Here is a 17,132-nt window from a genome sequence, read left to right on the forward strand (position 1 = left end):
ATAAACTATTTTGAAAGGAATAACGCAAAAAATGCCTGTTACAAAAAACAATGCATTTATATAATCCAAATGGTAACCCGGCCCCCCGGTGTATAAATCTATCTGATTATGTAGGCGCCTTCGGTAACTATGAGTTTCTGGTAAAAGAAAATAGAGCTGCTTTTTTAAAAGCGTTATAGAGTGAATTATAAAAAATGTTTAGCTAACTTGTGAACAATAGGATTGCCATAATGAATAATAGTTTTTTTAAGTATTTAAAAATAGGGAATATAGAAGAAAAATGGGGTTTTTATGTTACAGCTATGGGATACTCAAAGGTTGAACCACATGATCCTTATCCTAATCAGCAACACCCGCAAAGTCATCAGCTTACCTGGGACAGGGGCAGAACCTTGAACGATTATTATTTAGTTTTTATATCCAGAGGAAGCGGTGTTTTTTGCTCGGCACATACTGATCCTAAAGAAATAACAGAAGGCACCTGTTTCTTTCTGTTTCCCGGGGTTTGGCATCGTTATAAGCCTGATAGTAAATCCGGTTGGGAAGAATACTGGCTTGGATTTCATGGCGAATATGCGAACTTATTAATGCAGAATAATTTTCCGGATGCAAAAAATCCATTTATAAATGTTGGCCTAAGCAAAGAATTGCTTGTGCTTTTTAATAAAGTAACAGATTATTCAAAGGCATCTTTTGTGGGGTATCCGCAACAGCTTGCCGGTCTTGCACTTCAACTTTTGGGTATTGTAAAAAATGCCTTGCTTAACAAACAATATGAAGGTAATCCAACTGCAAAGCTTATATCAAAAGCCATATTTCTTTTGCAGGAATCGTTTGACAAACCTATAAATGTACAAAGTATTGCCTATGAGCTAAATATGAGCTATTCAGCTTTCAGGAAAAGTTTCAAAAATATTACCGGCCATTCTCCGCATCAATATCATCTTGAATTACGCCTTGGAAGGGCAAAAGAATTGCTGGAATCTACCATCCTTAATGTTGATGAAATAGCAGAACAAACCGGTTTTGAGTCAGCCTATTATTTTTCAAGGCTTTTCAAACAGAAGATTGGCGTTTCTCCTAAAAATTACAGAATAAATTTTTTAAAAGCCGAAGTGAAATAGGTGATTATTCAACACTGGTATCAATAAATCTGATGGTCGCATAACATTTTTTGAGGATGTATATTTTACCACAGAAAGCAGGGAAGTATACAGCGCTGAGGGGTTATACCTGACTGAAAAAATTTCTGTATCAATTTGTGACTTCAGTGAGCGACATTCAGGACAACTCCAATATCTTATCTCTCACAAACTACACGGAAGTATTTCTGTGCGAAACATTTAATCAGATAGATAACATTTATTGCTCCCAGACTGCATGGAGATACCGAAGTATTCAGTGAATAACTCTTTCAACGCTGTGGTTTTTTAAAAATATTATGTATCCAGTCTGATTGCTAAAAATGTCAAAATGTATAAATAATAATACATTTCATTCTTTTCCCCGCAGGTTGCATATAATACATTTGATGTGAAACATGCTTGCAATGCATCTGTATTATTCTCAATAAAAAAGGTAGTATATGAACACAAACTTAACCCCCGCTCAAATTGAAAAGTACCAGCAAGACGGCTTTTTGGTAATAGATGATTTTTTGAATAATGAAGAGCTTGAGTTTTGGCGCGAAGCAGTAACTGAAGCCGTAGAAAACAGGAACGGTAGGAAAATGCCGTCCCGCGAAGCCAAAGTAGGAGAGGAAGACGGCATTAATGATGACAGCGATTATTTTGGAAAAGTATTCGATCAGTTGTTGAATCTCTGGCAAACCAATGAAAAAGTAAAACAAATTATGCTGGATGAGCGAATTGGAGAAATGGCTGCAAAGCTTGCTGGATGGGAGGGTACAAGAATCTGGCATGATCAGGCATTGATTAAAAAGCCTTGGGCAAATCCTACAGCATGGCATTTAGATACTCCTTTCTGGTCGTTTAGCGATCGCAGGGCACTGTCTATTTGGGTTGCGCTAGATGATGCCACATTAGAGAATGGCTGCTTATATTTTATTCCGGGTTCCTTCCAAAAAACTACGTTTGATAATTTAGGTATCGGAAAAAATATGGATGCGGTTTTTGATATGTATCCTGATTTTAGAAAAGTTAATGCAGTGGCAGCCCCTATGAAAGCAGGAAGTTGTTCTTTTCATAATGGTTTAACAATTCATGGTGCGGGACCGAATATGACTAGTGGTTTTCGTCGTGCTATGACTTGCGCTTATATGCCTGATGGCGCTACCTTTAATGGTACACAAAATATTTTGAGTAATGAACAGGTTGCTGCATTAAAAGTGGGCGACAGCTTAAATGATGATGCACAAACCCCTTTAATTTATAAAAACCGGCATTAGCCCTTTAAATCTACTGTGATGTTCTAAAAAGATAATGCTTACAACAGCATTATCTTTTTTATTTTTTAGATCTTCTTTTGTACCACTATTGAGCATCGTTGCGTCGCACACTTCAACTTTTGTGCTACTATCCCTGTCGTAGGAAAAACTTGGTAATTATATAAGCTCCTGAAAGTTTTTACGCAATAACTGTTGCATAAAAAGATTGATTTCCCATTGTGAGACAATTGGTTTATTATTGGAAGGATGTGTCCACAAATAAGGTGCCGGACCAAACTCACAGGTTATAGTTAATATTTCAGCACCTCTGTTTTTACTGCTGATCATAATGCGCTGCCACCATTCTAAAAATATATTCAATGGCTCCTGCCAATATGGTGATCCTGGATCAGGAATTTGAGGCCCTTCCGGAAAACCAACTCTTGCATGTACATGAATGGTTTTGTTTATGGCATCATTAACAATAGATTCAAAATTTTCAAGGTAGCTTTCCGTAACGCAAACCCAATGCGAGAAATCTGCAGTTATATTTATAGATGGCCGCAGTTGAAATAATTGTCGGGCGTGTTGAGGACAATAAAGCATTCTACCTCTATGTGTTTCGTGCGCAATCGGGATATTGTATCTGGAAGAAAAATTTTCAGCTACGTCTATAATACGGCATTGGTCATCTGTCGAAAAATAATCTTTACCCGAATGGGAGTTGATCAACAGGGGATTGGTTTCAGCTGACAGGTTCAGATAATTTTCAAATGATTTACAAAACATTTTAATATCGCTTCCTGTTGCCTGGTGTTGGTGGCTTACCATTTGTAAATCATATCTGTTTAATAAACTGGTAAGCCTGCTTCGTTCATTTTTATCTTCAGGTATCCATGTATCAATACCATCGTAACCGGCCTCTTTTACTTTGAGGATAAAATCTTCCAAATCCAGTTCTTCCAAACCCCATTGCGGACAAAGTACTTTTAATTCCATATTATTTAGATCCCGTTATTGCACATGTTTTATTGTAACGGTACCTTGTTTCGAGGAAGTAATTGATTTGCTTTTGCCATTTATCACTATATCACATTCGGCATTTGGTACCAGCCCTTTTAAAGCAATTTCGTAGTTGCCTTTTCCAGGTAAGGAGAAGCTGACTTCTTTTGGTGTGAATACATAAACCTGAAGGCTGATTTTTTTATTGAGTGGTCTGGTAATGGACAATGATGTTTTATCCTGATCGTCAGGATAAAATGTTAACTGTCCTTTTTTGCCAGACACCCCAAAGGTTATGCGGGTTTTTACATCGTAAGATGGTGTACTTACCTTATACCATTCTTCTTTTAATTCAATAGTATATTCTTGTCCTCGCAAAGGATAGTTAAACCTTGTTCCATAAAGAGCAGGCGTCAAATTTGGTGCAATTACCAGGCGGTTCCATTTGGGTTGTACACCATATATATCTGAGTACAATGCCGTAATTCCTGTAGCTATTCCAGATAAAATATCATTGCCTAATCCTGATTGTGTAGTTCTGCTGTAACGTTGCGATGAGAGTCCGTCCTTCTCGTACTGCGCTAAAAGATTATTAATATACTTTAGAGCAAGCTCTTTATTATAATGAATGTAAGAGCGCACACCAATATAACCCCATGTAGGAAATATATCTCCATTTTCATATTGCGGGAAAGGCCAGTTACCTCCCGATACCTCTTCTCTTTTATAAGAGTCAAAGCATAATGGCCAGTGAAAAAGATTTTCTGCAACCATACGTTGCTCAATCTGATGAATGATTGTTTTAATTCTGCCTGCATCATCACACAAGCCTGTTGCAATCGCCATAAACTGAACAGGGGTTACCAAATTATCGCCATGTACAGAACCATCATCATCTCTCCAGTACACGAACTGTTTTTTTTCTTCTGACCAAAACCCGCCATTTTCAATTGATTTATTAAAGCTTTCTTTTAATCGCTGGGCAATACTTTCGTATTTTGCTGCAGCTTCAGTATTGTCTAAAATACGCTCACAATTCGCCCACTTCATCATGGCATCATACATCTGCGCGTTTACAAAAGCGTTTTCGAAAGATGCCCATACAATATCTATCCAGTCGCTACATTTAGCTTCACTAATATTATTATTCTTCATTTCAAAAATGCCGTTATTATTACTGTCACGTCTAATTAGCCAGTCTAAGGCCTTCCGGCAGCTATTCTGATGATCTTTCAACCATTTTAGATCTCCTGTAAGATTGAATAATTCGCTTACATTAATTACATAGCCTGTTTGGGAATCGATGGTATAACCCCACATAGCTTCATAATATCCTGTTGAATCATTAAAAGTACCCGCGATTTCGTCGCCCCTTGCATTGTGCCAGCGGGATAGTACACGGCCATCAGGTAACATAGCCAGGTCTCGTTCCTGATCTAAGGTAGACGCAAGGTTGTTTGTGTAATTGCTGTCAGCAACTGCTAAGGCCATTTGTGCAAAAAATGGCTCGTGCAGGCACTTCCAGTTAGTTGTCCATCCGTTGCCACCTACAATATTATTATCAACTACGCCATATCTTGCTGTTGTGTTTAGCAGCTCTCTTACCGCAGGGGCATTTATATTTCGTAAATCTCCTCTGCTATATGTTTTAAAATAGTCAACATAGCTGATGCTAAATTGTGCTTTAGCTGTTCCTTTATTAACTGAGGCAGGAGCAAATACATCTGCTTTCCCACCTACAAATCTGCTTAGATTATATCGTTGTTTTAACGCTCTGTTTGTTACAAGTTGTGTGCTGGTAAACTCACCCTGCGGGCTATGAGAGTATTTTGTAGCAATGTGACTTCCTTTTGCTGGCCTGGCCTGGATAGACAGGGCATTGCCGCTTTGTTCATCCCAGAATGTTGTACCGCCTGTATGAACTCCGTATGTGTCGTTAACAGCGTTCAGGTATTTACACCAAACCATGCCTCCGTTGTCTATAATGCCTCCTTTCCACGTTTTAATATTAGCGAAATTCCATTTTGGAAAAGACATGTCTTCCAATTGCATGTTCTCAGGGTAGTTCCGGCTTAACAACCAGTCAATTGAATTATTTTGTAGCACGAACGTCCAGCTTTCTTCAATTGGCCTGCTCTTACTGCCGTAAGTTATTTTTGTAATTGCTACCTTATTTTTATGAATAGTAATAGTTGGTTTTTTAAGAAGTATTTGGGAAGTATATGTATCTGAACCAACAGTGATGCCTGTATATACTCCTGAAGCGGATAATTTATTATCGCCTTTAATTAATAGCTCCTTGATATAGCAGCCTTTGGAATAATCAATGATTACCTTTGCATGGCCACGTTGCGCGGTGATGGACACTGTATTTTTAGTTTTGTCGTGTATGATTCCATCTTCAGAATGGGCTACATTTGAGTGTAATAAGCACACCGCTATTATCGAAACAAACGTTGATTTTATTTCCATGTAAATCGAATTTTACCGATAAAGCTAAAAGTATGTAGGGAATAAAATTTGCTTATTGAGATGCATTTTTTATATAAAATGATAAAAGTTCCGACAGCCCCTATAATAGAGGCCGTATCGACTGATTTCTTTTAAAAAAAGCGGCAAATTTGCCGGTTATGCGTGTTCCCGTAGCTACCATAGGCCAATCTCTGGAGATAACACCCGATTGCTGATCCAACCACCGTCGTCGCTTGATGTGTAAAAAAACATTATGGCCGCGAATAGGAAAATCCTGAACTGTTATTGATGGAAAAAATCCTTTGGATAGTAGCTTGCCTGTATTGCTGTCTAAAGGAGAAGTATTAATCTCTTCCAGATCCAAATGATATACATCCTGCTCTTTACGAACTCCCTTTAAATCAAAATAAGCTAAAATATAATCGGGGAGTAGTAACTCTAACAAACCAATGTGACTGTCCTGTATCTTCTTATTCATCAGGACTCAAAACTAAATTTTTAATTCTACTCCACAACTTTTGGGCTTGATCCTTTATATGCTCATGAAAATGTCTCAAATTATGTCTCAAATAAAAAAGCAGCTATGATATAAACTTCATAACTGCTTGATTTTCTGGTGGGAGTTGACGGGCTCGAACCGCCGACCCTCTGCTTGTAAGGCAGATGCTCTGAACCAACTGAGCTAAACTCCCTTAATTTCAAAAACCCTTGTTTGTAAAGGGAGTGCAAAAATAAGGGAACCACTTTAAATATTCCAAATAAACTATAAAAAAATTTTATTGATATTGCAGCTATGTCAAATTACTATTGCGATTTTATAGAGGGTAAAGGAAAAGGTTCTGTACACCAGCATTATCATGACCATGAATATGGCTTTCCCCTGGAGTCAGACAACGAATTATTTGCCAGGCTGGTGCTCGAAATCAACCAGGCAGGGCTGAGCTGGGAAACCATTCTTAAAAAGAAAGAGCATTTCTATAAGGCCTTTGACAATTTTAATATTGACAAGGTAAGTCGTTATACGCAGAAAAAATTTGATACCCTTATGCAGGATGCTGGTATCATCCGCAACCGGCTTAAAATAAATGCGGCCATCGAAAATGCCAAAACCATTAAAGCGCTGCAAAAAGAGTTTGGTTCATTTAAAAACTGGCTCGATCAGCATCATCCCAAAACAAAAGAAGAGTGGGTGAAGCTGTTTAAAAAAACGTTCAGGTTCACAGGAGGGGAAATTGTAAATGAATTTTTAATGAGCACGGGTTACCTGCCCGGATGCCATCGGGAAAACTGTCCCGCTTATAAAAAAATAGTAAAGCTAAAGCCGATGTGGATGCGATAGTCCATAGCCTATGGACATTTTTTAAAAATTAATTCCTATCTTGTCCATTACAACAACCTCACTATGTCTGGAGAGAAATTTAAACAGTCCCTTAGCTTATTTGATGGTACCATGATCGTTGCCGGCTCCATGATCGGTTCCGGTATTTTCATTGTAAGCGCAGACATGACGCGCAACGTAGGCAGCGCAGGCTGGCTCATCGCGTTGTGGGTGATCACCGGCTTAATGACGGTTTTTGCTGCTGTTACCTACGGAGAGCTTTCTTCCATGTTCCCCAAGGCCGGCGGACAATACGTGTATTTAAAAGAAGCATATAACCCCTTTACGGGGTTTTTATATGGGTGGAGCTTTTTCGCTGTAATACAAACCGGCACCATCGCTGCTGTGGGTGTGGCGTTCAGCAAATTTGCGGGTTATTTTGTTCCGGCGCTTACCATGGCAGATGAAAACATTATTTTTCGAATAGGGGACTGGTTTAAGCTGTACCCCGCGCAACTGGTATCCATTGCGCTTATTGTTTTTCTCACGTATGTCAATACCAGAGGTATAAAAGAAGGGAAACTTATACAGTCGGTATTTACCGTAGCCAAACTTTTCTCATTATTTGCATTGATCATATTTGGCCTGCTCATTGCCGCTAAAGCCGATGTATGGAACGCCAACTGGGCCACCGGCTTTGATTTCAGGTTTACAGAAGTGGTAAAAGATGAAAGCGGCAGCCAGGCAGGCTGGTCATTGTTCAAAGAGCCTTCATCTGTTTTCCTGATGATCGGTTTGATCAGCTCCGCAATGGTAGGCTCCGTGTTTAGCAGCGTTGCCTGGGAAAATGTAACCTTTATTGCCGGCGAGATCAGGAACCCTAAAAAAAATGTAGGTCTCAGTCTTTTCCTGGGCACCCTCATTGTAACCACTATTTATGTGCTTACCAACATTATGTACATAGCGGTATTGCCTTTATTTCCGCAGGCATCTGAAGGTGCCGCTGCTTTTGCTACCGAAGTGGCCTCACCCAATGTAGCGTTTCCTTTGCAGGACCGGGTGGCCACCGCCGCTGCCTCTAATATTTTCGGTGCTTATGGTACGGCCATTATAGCAGTAATGATCATGGTATCCACATTCGGGTGTAATAATGGACTGGTGCTTACGGGCGCCCGGGTTTTTTATACTATGGCGCAGGACAGGCTTTTTCTCCCGCAGGCAGCTTCGCTCAACAAGAACGCCGTGCCGCAATGGGCTTTATGGGCGCAATGCACATGGGCAGCCATGCTTTGCTTAAGCGGTAAATACGGGTTGCTGCTCGATTACGTGGTATTTATTACACTGGTATTTTATATACTCACCATCATCGGTGTTTTCAGGCTGCGTAAAAAGCGCCCCGATGCAGAAAGACCCTACAAAGCATTCGGTTATCCGGTTATCCCTGTTATTTACATTTTAATGGCTGGTACAATGGCTCTTGGTTTATTGTTTTACAAGCCTGCTACTTCCCTGCTTGGCCTGCTGATCGTGCTAATAGGCGTGCCCATTTATTATATAGCGATGCGTAGCAAAAAAGCGGCGGAGTGATTTTTTATTAGGTCATCGGCAGTGCTGTTATCATCTAAATTGCACAGTTTATCCCGTAATGCGGGACACACTTGTTTTGTGGTGCAAAATCAACGATACAAGGGCATTTAATGGAGAGAGTTTATTGCAATGAATGGGAGTGGCCTTGATGCATGAGCGTTAAGAAAATGAATGGAGTGAAGCGTAAAAAAATGCCTGCTGTCTGAGCCCGTGGGATCTGTTTAACTTTTTTGAATCAAGGGGTGAGTTCAGGCATTTTAGCGGAACGGAATTCATTTTTAGCTCAGGCATCACAGCCTTGACTTTTTGCTCCACTTTTTTGTCAAGAAAAAAGTGGAAAAATATAGAATTGTAGGGACTTTGCATGCCTAAAGGGATAATCATCCAGCGAATTCCATATAGCCATTAAAAAAATAAAAAATAAACACATGAAACTAAAACCCATAAAAACGAAAAAGATTATATGCAGGCCCTGGAACGGCTTGAGAAGATATTTGATGCAAAAAAGGGAACAAAAGAAGGAGATGCTGGAAACTCTCGGTATCCTGATTGAAAAATATGAAGAAGAGCATTTCCCTATTGATATGCCGGATCCCATTGAAGCTATTAAGTTCAGGATGGAGCAACTGGATTACAATCAGAACGATCTGGCAGATCTGATCGGTCAGAAAAGCAGGGCCAGTGAGATATTAAACAGGAAGCGAAAACTCTCGCTGGATATGATCAGGAAGTTAAGCGCCACATTGCGTATTCCTTCCGAAGTATTGATACAGGCCTATTAAGCAAGCGCAATATCCGGGAATGTAAAAGGTCAGGGCTCTATTTTAACCGGTTTATGATCCTCATCAATAGCCACCAAAGTAAACAGGCCGCTAACAGCCTGTTCTCTGAATTCCTCTTCCATCTTTTCAAGATAAACGTTCACTTTTATTTTAATGCTCGTATTCCCGGTATCTTCCACACTGCCAATGAACTCCACAAGCGATGCAGCAGGGATTGGCTTTGTAAACTTAATCTTATCAGCGCCCACGATAACGAAACTTTTCCTGCAAAACCTGGTAGCCGTCATAAAAGCCGTTTCCGTCATCATCATCATTATCTGTCCGCCAAACATGGTGTTATGATGATTTGTGGTATCAGGAAATACCGTTTTAAAAACATGTGTTTCCGCCTGTTTCATTCTTTCATCTCTTGTCATTGCACAAAACTCCTTATTTTAAACAGAATAATAGCGGAGGATACATAAAACTTTTTGCATGTAAAAAGCTTGCCGGTATGTATAGAGCGTTAAAGGCAAGAGTATATTTGCTCGGTAATTATTGCTGAGTATAATTTCCCCGGTCAGCCTGTGATTGTCTCAAAAAGTGTGTCAGGCCGAGCTTGTCGAAGACTACCAAATTGACTTAGGAGACAGCCTCTCGGGGCTGAGGTTCAACCACTACACTATCCGTAGCCGTAAGCTCTTGCTTCCGAAATAGTATAGAAAATATATACACCCTTTTAAATGAATATCAGTACCCGTTGCCCAAAAGAGGGAACCCCAATTTTTTTTCCACACCCTGCCGTTAAAATCTGTGTATAAAACACAGTAGCCGCTACCGTTTCATGGTATATATTCGCCGTTGCAATAAAAGTTTTTCATCGTGAGATTAAAGAGTCTGGAAATAAAAGGTTTTAAAAGCTTTGCTGACAAAACCATTGTGAATTTTGATGACAATATTACCGGTATTGTAGGGCCGAACGGGTGTGGTAAGTCTAATATTGTGGACAGTATCCGCTGGGTAATTGGTGAACAAAAAATCAGCGCATTGCGTAGCGAAAACCTTGACAGCCTAGTATTTAACGGTTCCAAAACCCGTTCAGCCAGTGGTTTGGCCGAGGTAAGCCTTACTTTTGAAAATACTAAAAACCTGTTGCCCACTGAATTCAATACTGTTCGCATCACCCGTAAATTTTATAAAAGCGGGGAAAGTGAGTATCGCCTAAATGATGTGCAATGCCGCCTGAAAGATATCCAGAATCTTTTTATGGACACCGGTATCAGTACCGATTCCTATGCCATTATTGCGCTGGACATGGTGGACGATCTCATCCGCGATAAAGACAACAGCCGCAGGAAAATGCTGGAGCAGGCCGCCGGTATTTCTATTTATAAAACAAGAAAAAAAGAAGCAAAACAGAAGTTAGATGCTACAGAGCTGGACCTGAACCGTATTGAAGACCTGCTGTTTGAAATTAATAACCAGTTAAAAGCGCTGGAAAGCCAGGCAAAAAAGGCAGAAAAATATCATGAAATAAAGAAAGACTACCGCGAAATAAGCATAGAATTAGCCAAAGCCGCACTGGAAGGGTTTAATCTTACCTATAAAGATCTTACAGAACAGCAGGAAACGGAAACCGATAAAGTGCTGAAGCTGGAAGCTGCGGTAGCGGCCGAAGAAGCTGCTTTGGAGCAGGAAAAAGCAGGCTTTATCGAAAAAGAGCGTTCGCTGCAAAGTATGCAGCACGCTTTTAACGAGTTGCAGCAAAAAGTGCGTACCAAAGAAGGCGATAAAAATCTTGCGGTGCAGCGTTTGCAGTATCTCAAAGAAAAGGAGGGCGGACTACAGGAGTTTTTGGATAAATCAGGGGCGCAGTTAAAAGGTATCGAGGAAAGTATCGCGTTCACCGGGCAGCAGGTAACGGAAGAAGAAAAGGCTTACGAAGGGTTGACCGAACAACTGGAAAGCCTGAAAGCCGAAGCAGATGAAAAGCGTGGCATTTTAGATTCAAGACGTAACGCACTGGATGAAATGCGTCTCGAAAACCAGCAGGTACAACGCAGCCAGTTTGAAGCAGAAAAGAAAGTGGCGGTAGCTGATACTTCTATTCAGAACCTGCAACGCGCCATTCAGCAGATAGAACAGGAAACAGAACAACGTGGCGCTACTTTTGAAACACTGGATGCAGAAAGGGTACAGAAGGAACAATTGCTGGCAGAGCAAAAGCAGTCTTTAGAACAATTGCAGGCGCATAACGAGCATACAAAAGAGCAGATCTTACATACGCAGCAGATCTTAGATAGCCTGCGCAACGAAATGGCAGAGGAAAGCCGTAAGCTGGATGCTAAAAAGAACGAGCATGACCTGCTGAAAAGTATGATCGACTCTATGGAAGGCTATCCTGACAGTGTCAAGTTCCTGCACCGGAATAAAGACTGGAATTACCATGCACCTATCCTGTCGGATATTATTTATGTAAAGGAAGAATACCGCACGGCATTGGAAAATGTGCTGGAGCCTTATCTGAACTATTACGTGGTAAACAGTTTGCAGCAGGGGTTAGAGGCGGTACATCTCTTAGATCATAATAAAAAAGGAAAAGCGAATTTCTTTCTGCTGGATAAGATCGGCGAAGCGGTTGGTGCGTCATCGGGTCATACTTTAGAAAATGCAACGCCTGCTTTAAGTGTGGTAGAAGTGGATGAAAAATATAGTAATCTTGCTAAACACCTGCTGGGCAATGTTTTTATTGCAGAAGGAGAGGAAGCGCTGAATAACTCCAACGGCTTTACCGTTATTGAAAAAACCGGACGCTATGTAAAAGGAAAACATACGTTAACCGGCGGAAGTGTAGGGTTGATTGAAGGCAAAAAAATTGGACGTGCCAAGAATTTGGAAAAACTGCAGGAAGATATCGCCGCACAGGATACGGTAGTGCAGAACCTGCGGGCACAGATACAGTCGAGACATAACGAAGTGATTGCTTTTAACGAGGATTTAAGGGAAAATGCGATCAAAGAAACCGAGAAAGCCATCCAGGAGCTTTCCAACCAGGTGTTCTCTTTGCAGAATAAACTGGAAAATATACAGGGCCAGCAAAGCGTTGCCCGTAACAGGCTCGAAGACCTGAACGAGCAATTGCTGCAAACCCAGTCTGCTGTGGAAGGGGTGCGCAGGGAATTGCAGGAGTTGAATGAAGTGCTGCAGCTCAATGCTAACCGGTTAGCTGAGGCCGAAGAAGCCTTTAAAGTGGCGCAGGGAGCCCATGAAGAATCTTTAGGCTATTTTAATGAGTTTAACCTGAATGTAATGCGCCAGCAAAGCAAGATAAATGCTTTAAAGCAGGAGCTGACGTTTAAAAGCAACCAGCTGGAAGAGCTGCAAAAGCAGGTGGAGCAGAGCACACAGCAACTGGCGGGCACTAATGAAGACATTGCGCAAAATGAAGCGGCGCTGGTAGCAGTGGAAGAAGAATTATTGCAATTGATGCACGCACGTGAGGAAGATAAAAAAGTACTGGACGAAGCAGACCAGGCTTACTATAACCTGCGTAACCAGCTGAGTGAAAAAGAAAGCGAATTGCGCCACAAGGCGAAGGAAAAAGAGCAGGCAGAGCACTTACTGGCTGCTATAAAAGACAAACTGAATGAGCTAAAGCTGCAGCTGGCCGGAACCAAAGAGCGCCTGAATGTAGAGTTCAAAATTCAGCTGGAAGATATACTGGATGAAGAGCGTACTTCTGAAACTACTACAGAGGAACTGCAGGAAAAAGCAGACCGCTTGAAAAAGCGTTTGGAAAACCTGGGAGAAGTAAACCCCACTGCTATCGAGGCATTCACAGAAATGAAGAAGCGTTATGAGTTCATCGTAGAGCAAAAGAACGATCTGGTAAATGCCAAGGAAAGCTTATTAAAAACAATCGAAGAAGTAGAATCTACTGCCAACCAGAAATTCCTGGATACTTTTAACCAGGTGCGGGAGAACTTCAGGAAAGTATTTAAATCTTTATTTACAGAAGATGACCAGTGCGACCTCGTGCTTGAAAATCCTGAAAATCTTGCAGAGACCGGTATTGATGTAATGGCAAGGCCTAAAGGTAAAAGGCCTACTTCTTTAACACAGCTAAGCGGGGGAGAGAGAACCTTAACAGCAACCGCTTTGCTGTTTGCGATATACCTTATCAAGCCGGCACCGTTTTGTATCCTGGACGAGGTAGACGCGCCTTTGGATGATGCCAATGTGGGTAAGTTCACCAATATGATCCGCGAGTTTAGCGATAACTCCCAGTTCATTATTGTTACGCACAATAAAACTACCATGAGTACTGTGGATGTTATTTATGGTGTAACCATGCAGGAGCCCGGCGTAAGCAAGCTGGTAAGCGTTGATTTCAGGAGTCTTGCTGCTGCAGGATAAGTATAATAGCGATTGATCGCTATGATGAGGAGTATAATAACGCAGTTGTAAGCCTGCCTCATAGGCAGAAAGGTTCTTTTAAAGGTATAGAATTTATCCACTATGAATGCCTTTGAACCCGTACCGCTGATCTTATAATAAAAGCCGCTCATTGAATATGGAGCGGCTTTTAAGTTTTCATGGATGAGTTATTTAATAGGTATTTCAGATTATTTATAATGACGGCCTTTCATTTTGTTTTTCCAGCTCTTCATTGCATCGCCGGTAAGCGTAAAGCCCATACTTAAGCCTATGTTCCGGTGGGTGAAGGAAGGCAAATTGCTTTCATACTTATTTTCCACCAGGCCGTGGTAATAATTGATATCATGGTTAATTAAAAAGCCGTCAGCCACTCTTACACTTAATCCTAACGATCCGGTGGCCCCGGCATCTACTTTGGTGCTCATAGCTTTGATGGTCTTTGCGCCTGTGAAAAGATCATTATCTCCTAACAGGTAGGTTTTGCCTCCCACCAAAAATCCAACAGATCCGCCAATACCCAGGCGGGGCCTTACCTTACTTATAGGATCTCCAAAAGTAAACATGGCGCCCAGCGGGATGCGTATATAGTTCATACGCTGTTCTGTTTTCCTGGCTCCCGTATTATTATTAATTTTAAAGGTAACGCCTTCAGTGCTGAAAAAAGTTCCTAAGCCTATACCCACATTGTCGCTAAAATTGTACAGGGCAGTACGTCCGAATTGTACAGTTGGGTGAAATGCATATTTAAGATCATCGCTGCTACGATTGCCTACTGTCCAGCTATGACCGATCATTACTTTATCGCTTATGGCGAATCCTTTTTGCTGGGCAAAGCCCGAAATAGTGGGAAGTAATAAAAATCCTGCTATGTACAATATTCTTTTCATAATAAAAGGTTTATTGCATGTGTTAACAAAATCATGCCAAACCCGTTATCAATGTCAGGTAAGCCTGCTACAGCTTATTATCGGATTGGTATGATAAAATTTTGATAGCTAATCTTTTTTACTTCCTGTCATTCTCCTCTTACTTCGTTAATTTTGCAATCTTTAAAAGAATTACCTGGTATGATTACTATTACTTTTCCGGATGGTGCTAAAAAAGAGTTTGAAGCTGGCGTTACAGCGTTGGATGTGGCGAAATCTATTTCCGAGGGTCTGGCCCGTAAGGTTATTGCAGCTAAAGTAAATGGCGAGGTGTGGGATGCTACGCGCCCTATCAACAACGATACGGAACTTTTTTTACTGACGTGGAACGATACGGATGGCAAGAAAACATTCTGGCACTCTTCGGCGCACCTGATGGCGGAGGCAGTAGAAGCAGCTTTTCCGGGTGTGAAGTTCTGGGTAGGCCCGGCATTGGACTCGGGTGGATTTTATTATGATATGGACCTGGGCGAAAGAAAGCTGTCCGAAGATGACCTGGCTGCGCTGGAAAAGAGAATGAACGAGCTGGCCAAAGCCAATAACACTTATATAAGAAAAGAGGTGCCCAAGGCCGAAGCGGTTGCCTATTTTACAGAAAAAGGTGATGAATATAAGCTGGACCTGCTGAGTAACCTGAACGATGGGGAGATTACTTTTTATACCCAGGGCAATTTTACCGATCTCTGCCGGGGCCCGCATATCCCGGGTACAGGCCTTATTAAGGCCATAAAGCTTACCAGCGTGGCAGGCGCTTACTGGAAAGGGGATGAGAAAAACAAACAGCTGACACGTGTTTATGGCATCACTTTTCCTTCGCAGAAAGAATTAGACGAATACCTTGCCATGCTGGAAGAAGCTAAAAAACGCGATCACCGTAAGCTGGGCAAAGAATTAGGCATTTTCACTATGGACGACATGGTGGGCCAGGGTTTAGCGCTATGGTTGCCTAATGGAACCGTTATTATAGAAGAACTGGAAAAGCTGGCTAAAGAAACCGAGCAGGATGCAGGCTACAAGAGAGTGGTTACGCCGCATATTGCCAAGGAAAGCATGTACCTTACCAGTGGGCATTTGCCATATTATGCCGATAGTATGTACCCTGCAATGGAGCTGGACGGGGAGAAATATTACCTGAAAGCAATGAACTGCCCACACCACCATAAAATATTTGATGCCGAACCCAAAAGCTACCGCGACCTGCCTTATCGTATTGCCGAATACGGAACCTGCTATCGTTATGAGCAAAGCGGCGAGTTGTTTGGATTGATGCGCGTACGCTGCCTGCATATGAATGATGCTCATATTTATTGCACCAAGGAGCAGTTTGCAGATGAATTTCGTGCCGTAAATGAAATGTACCTCAAATATTTCAAAATATTTGGGATTGAAAAGTACATCATGCGTTTAAGCCTGCACGATCCGGCGAAGCTGGGCCAGAAATATATTGACGAGCCCGAACTTTGGCTTGAAACAGAAGAGCTTGTACGTAATGTATTAATTGAAAGCAATATCCCTTATGTAGAAGTGAAAGGAGAGGGGGCATTCTATGGCCCGAAGATAGATGTACAGATCTGGAGTGCTATTGGCCGGGAATTTACCCTGGCTACCAACCAGGTAGATTTTGCACAGGGGCGTCGTTTTAAATTAAGCTATACCAATCAAAATAATGAACCTGAAGTACCTTTGATCATTCACCGTGCGCCATTGGGTACTCATGAGCGTTTCATCGGCTTCCTGTTAGAACACTATGCCGGTAAGTTCCCGGTATGGTTGGCACCTGTACAGGTTAAAGTGTTACCCATCAGCGACAAGTTTTTGCCTTACGCCCGCGAAGTTCAGAAAAAACTGAAGCGTGCCGGTGTAAGAATAGAGGTAGATGACAGGAACGAAAAAATCGGAAAAAAAATACGTGATACGGAGTTAATGAAAATACCTTATATGCTGGTGGTAGGCGAAAAAGAGATGAATGAAAACAAAGTATCCATACGCAGGCAGGGCAAAGGCGATGCAGGTACTAAGCTTGTGGATGAGTTTATGGACGAAGTATTAAAAGAGATTGAAGAAAAAGCAGACAACGCTCATGAAGGCTAAAAGCCTTGAGCTTCATGCAGAAGGCTGGAAGCTAAATAGCTAATGCTGTTCAGTTTTCGGCTTTCTGCTTTCAGCCTTTAGTCCGGCTTCTTGTTTCAGGGCTAAAGGCTTTTCATTTCCGCTTTCGCGGTTAAAACTTATACACACCCGCA

At 41.5% G+C, this 17,132-nt stretch carries 12 protein-coding genes and 1 tRNA gene; 7 read left to right on the top strand and 6 right to left on the bottom strand.

Going from position 1 to position 17,132, the window contains the following annotated elements:
• The first annotated feature begins 209 nt into the window (after positions 1 to 209).
• The gene (locus tag ACYVBM_RS20530; RefSeq protein ID WP_460687575.1) at positions 210 to 1,124 is read left to right on the top strand and encodes an AraC family transcriptional regulator; all 915 of its coding nucleotides are present in this window, start codon (positions 210 to 212) and stop codon (positions 1,122 to 1,124) included.
• Positions 1,125 to 1,585: 461 nt separating this feature from the next.
• A complete protein-coding gene (locus ACYVBM_RS20535) occupies positions 1,586 to 2,407 on the top strand; it encodes a phytanoyl-CoA dioxygenase family protein (protein ID WP_460687576.1) in 822 nt (273 codons plus the stop codon).
• A 156-nt stretch (positions 2,408 to 2,563) separates the two neighbouring features.
• Here ACYVBM_RS20535 and ACYVBM_RS20540 read toward each other — a convergent pair whose 3' ends face one another.
• The 4 genes from ACYVBM_RS20540 to ACYVBM_RS20555 form a co-directional block, all read right to left on the bottom strand.
• Positions 2,564 to 3,385, bottom strand: coding sequence for a sugar phosphate isomerase/epimerase family protein (locus tag ACYVBM_RS20540; RefSeq protein WP_460687577.1), 822 nt, complete (start codon positions 3,383 to 3,385; stop codon positions 2,564 to 2,566).
• Positions 3,386 to 3,400: 15 nt separating this feature from the next.
• On the bottom strand, positions 3,401 to 5,860 hold the full coding sequence (locus ACYVBM_RS20545; RefSeq protein ID WP_460687578.1) for an alpha-L-rhamnosidase-related protein: 2,460 nt from the start codon (positions 5,858 to 5,860) through the stop codon (positions 3,401 to 3,403).
• Between the two features lie 100 nt (positions 5,861 to 5,960).
• Positions 5,961 to 6,338 (bottom strand): ISAon1 family transposase N-terminal region protein, encoded by a 378-nt coding sequence (locus ACYVBM_RS20550; RefSeq protein ID WP_460687579.1) that lies wholly within the window; start codon positions 6,336 to 6,338, stop codon positions 5,961 to 5,963.
• A 136-nt stretch (positions 6,339 to 6,474) separates the two neighbouring features.
• Positions 6,475 to 6,552 (bottom strand) — tRNA-Val (locus ACYVBM_RS20555).
• Between the two features lie 101 nt (positions 6,553 to 6,653).
• On the opposite strand from ACYVBM_RS20555, the gene ACYVBM_RS20560 reads away from it, so the two are divergent.
• The 3 genes from ACYVBM_RS20560 to ACYVBM_RS20570 all read left to right on the top strand — a co-directional run bounded on the left by ACYVBM_RS20560 (position 6,654) and on the right by ACYVBM_RS20570 (position 9,547).
• A complete protein-coding gene (locus tag ACYVBM_RS20560) occupies positions 6,654 to 7,199 on the top strand; it encodes a DNA-3-methyladenine glycosylase I (RefSeq protein ID WP_460687580.1) in 546 nt (181 codons plus the stop codon).
• A 63-nt stretch (positions 7,200 to 7,262) separates the two neighbouring features.
• On the top strand, positions 7,263 to 8,765 hold the full coding sequence (locus ACYVBM_RS20565; RefSeq protein WP_460687581.1) for an APC family permease: 1,503 nt from the start codon (positions 7,263 to 7,265) through the stop codon (positions 8,763 to 8,765).
• A 428-nt stretch (positions 8,766 to 9,193) separates the two neighbouring features.
• Entirely contained in the window at positions 9,194 to 9,547 is a 354-nt protein-coding gene (locus ACYVBM_RS20570) for a helix-turn-helix domain-containing protein (RefSeq protein ID WP_460687582.1), read from the top strand.
• A gap of 29 nt (positions 9,548 to 9,576) precedes the next feature.
• Here the strand turns inward: ACYVBM_RS20570 and ACYVBM_RS20575 are convergent, their stop codons facing one another.
• Entirely contained in the window at positions 9,577 to 9,963 is a 387-nt protein-coding gene (locus ACYVBM_RS20575) for an acyl-CoA thioesterase (protein WP_460687583.1), read from the bottom strand.
• A gap of 445 nt (positions 9,964 to 10,408) precedes the next feature.
• On the opposite strand from ACYVBM_RS20575, the gene smc reads away from it, so the two are divergent.
• Positions 10,409 to 13,942 (top strand): chromosome segregation protein SMC, encoded by a 3,534-nt coding sequence (gene smc, locus ACYVBM_RS20580; RefSeq protein ID WP_460687584.1) that lies wholly within the window; start codon positions 10,409 to 10,411, stop codon positions 13,940 to 13,942.
• A gap of 209 nt (positions 13,943 to 14,151) precedes the next feature.
• On the opposite strand, the gene ACYVBM_RS20585 is transcribed toward smc, so the two are convergent.
• Complete coding sequence (locus ACYVBM_RS20585) at positions 14,152 to 14,850, bottom strand: porin family protein (protein ID WP_460687585.1); 699 nt, start codon at positions 14,848 to 14,850, stop codon at positions 14,152 to 14,154.
• Between the two features lie 180 nt (positions 14,851 to 15,030).
• Here ACYVBM_RS20585 and thrS point away from each other — a divergent pair, with 180 nt between their 5' ends.
• On the top strand, positions 15,031 to 16,980 hold the full coding sequence (thrS, locus tag ACYVBM_RS20590; RefSeq protein WP_460687586.1) for a threonine--tRNA ligase: 1,950 nt from the start codon (positions 15,031 to 15,033) through the stop codon (positions 16,978 to 16,980).
• Positions 16,981 to 17,132: the final 152 nt, after the last annotated feature.

The organism is Niabella aquatica, assembly GCF_054779315.1.

Bases quoted from the DNA above. Each gene is read 5' to 3' on its own strand.
- ACYVBM_RS20535 (WP_460687576.1), top strand. From the start codon at position 1,586: ATGAACACAAACTTAACCCCCGCTCAAATTGAAAAGTACCAGCAAGAC.
- ACYVBM_RS20540 (WP_460687577.1), bottom strand. From the start codon at position 3,385: ATGGAATTAAAAGTACTTTGTCCGCAATGGGGTTTGGAAGAACTGGAT.
- ACYVBM_RS20545 (WP_460687578.1), bottom strand. From the start codon at position 5,860: ATGGAAATAAAATCAACGTTTGTTTCGATAATAGCGGTGTGCTTATTA.
- ACYVBM_RS20550 (WP_460687579.1), bottom strand. From the start codon at position 6,338: ATGAATAAGAAGATACAGGACAGTCACATTGGTTTGTTAGAGTTACTA.
- ACYVBM_RS20560 (WP_460687580.1), top strand. From the start codon at position 6,654: ATGTCAAATTACTATTGCGATTTTATAGAGGGTAAAGGAAAAGGTTCT.
- ACYVBM_RS20565 (WP_460687581.1), top strand. From the start codon at position 7,263: ATGTCTGGAGAGAAATTTAAACAGTCCCTTAGCTTATTTGATGGTACC.
- ACYVBM_RS20570 (WP_460687582.1), top strand. From the start codon at position 9,194: ATGAAACTAAAACCCATAAAAACGAAAAAGATTATATGCAGGCCCTGG.
- ACYVBM_RS20575 (WP_460687583.1), bottom strand. From the start codon at position 9,963: ATGACAAGAGATGAAAGAATGAAACAGGCGGAAACACATGTTTTTAAA.
- ACYVBM_RS20585 (WP_460687585.1), bottom strand. From the start codon at position 14,850: ATGAAAAGAATATTGTACATAGCAGGATTTTTATTACTTCCCACTATT.
- thrS (WP_460687586.1), top strand. From the start codon at position 15,031: ATGATTACTATTACTTTTCCGGATGGTGCTAAAAAAGAGTTTGAAGCT.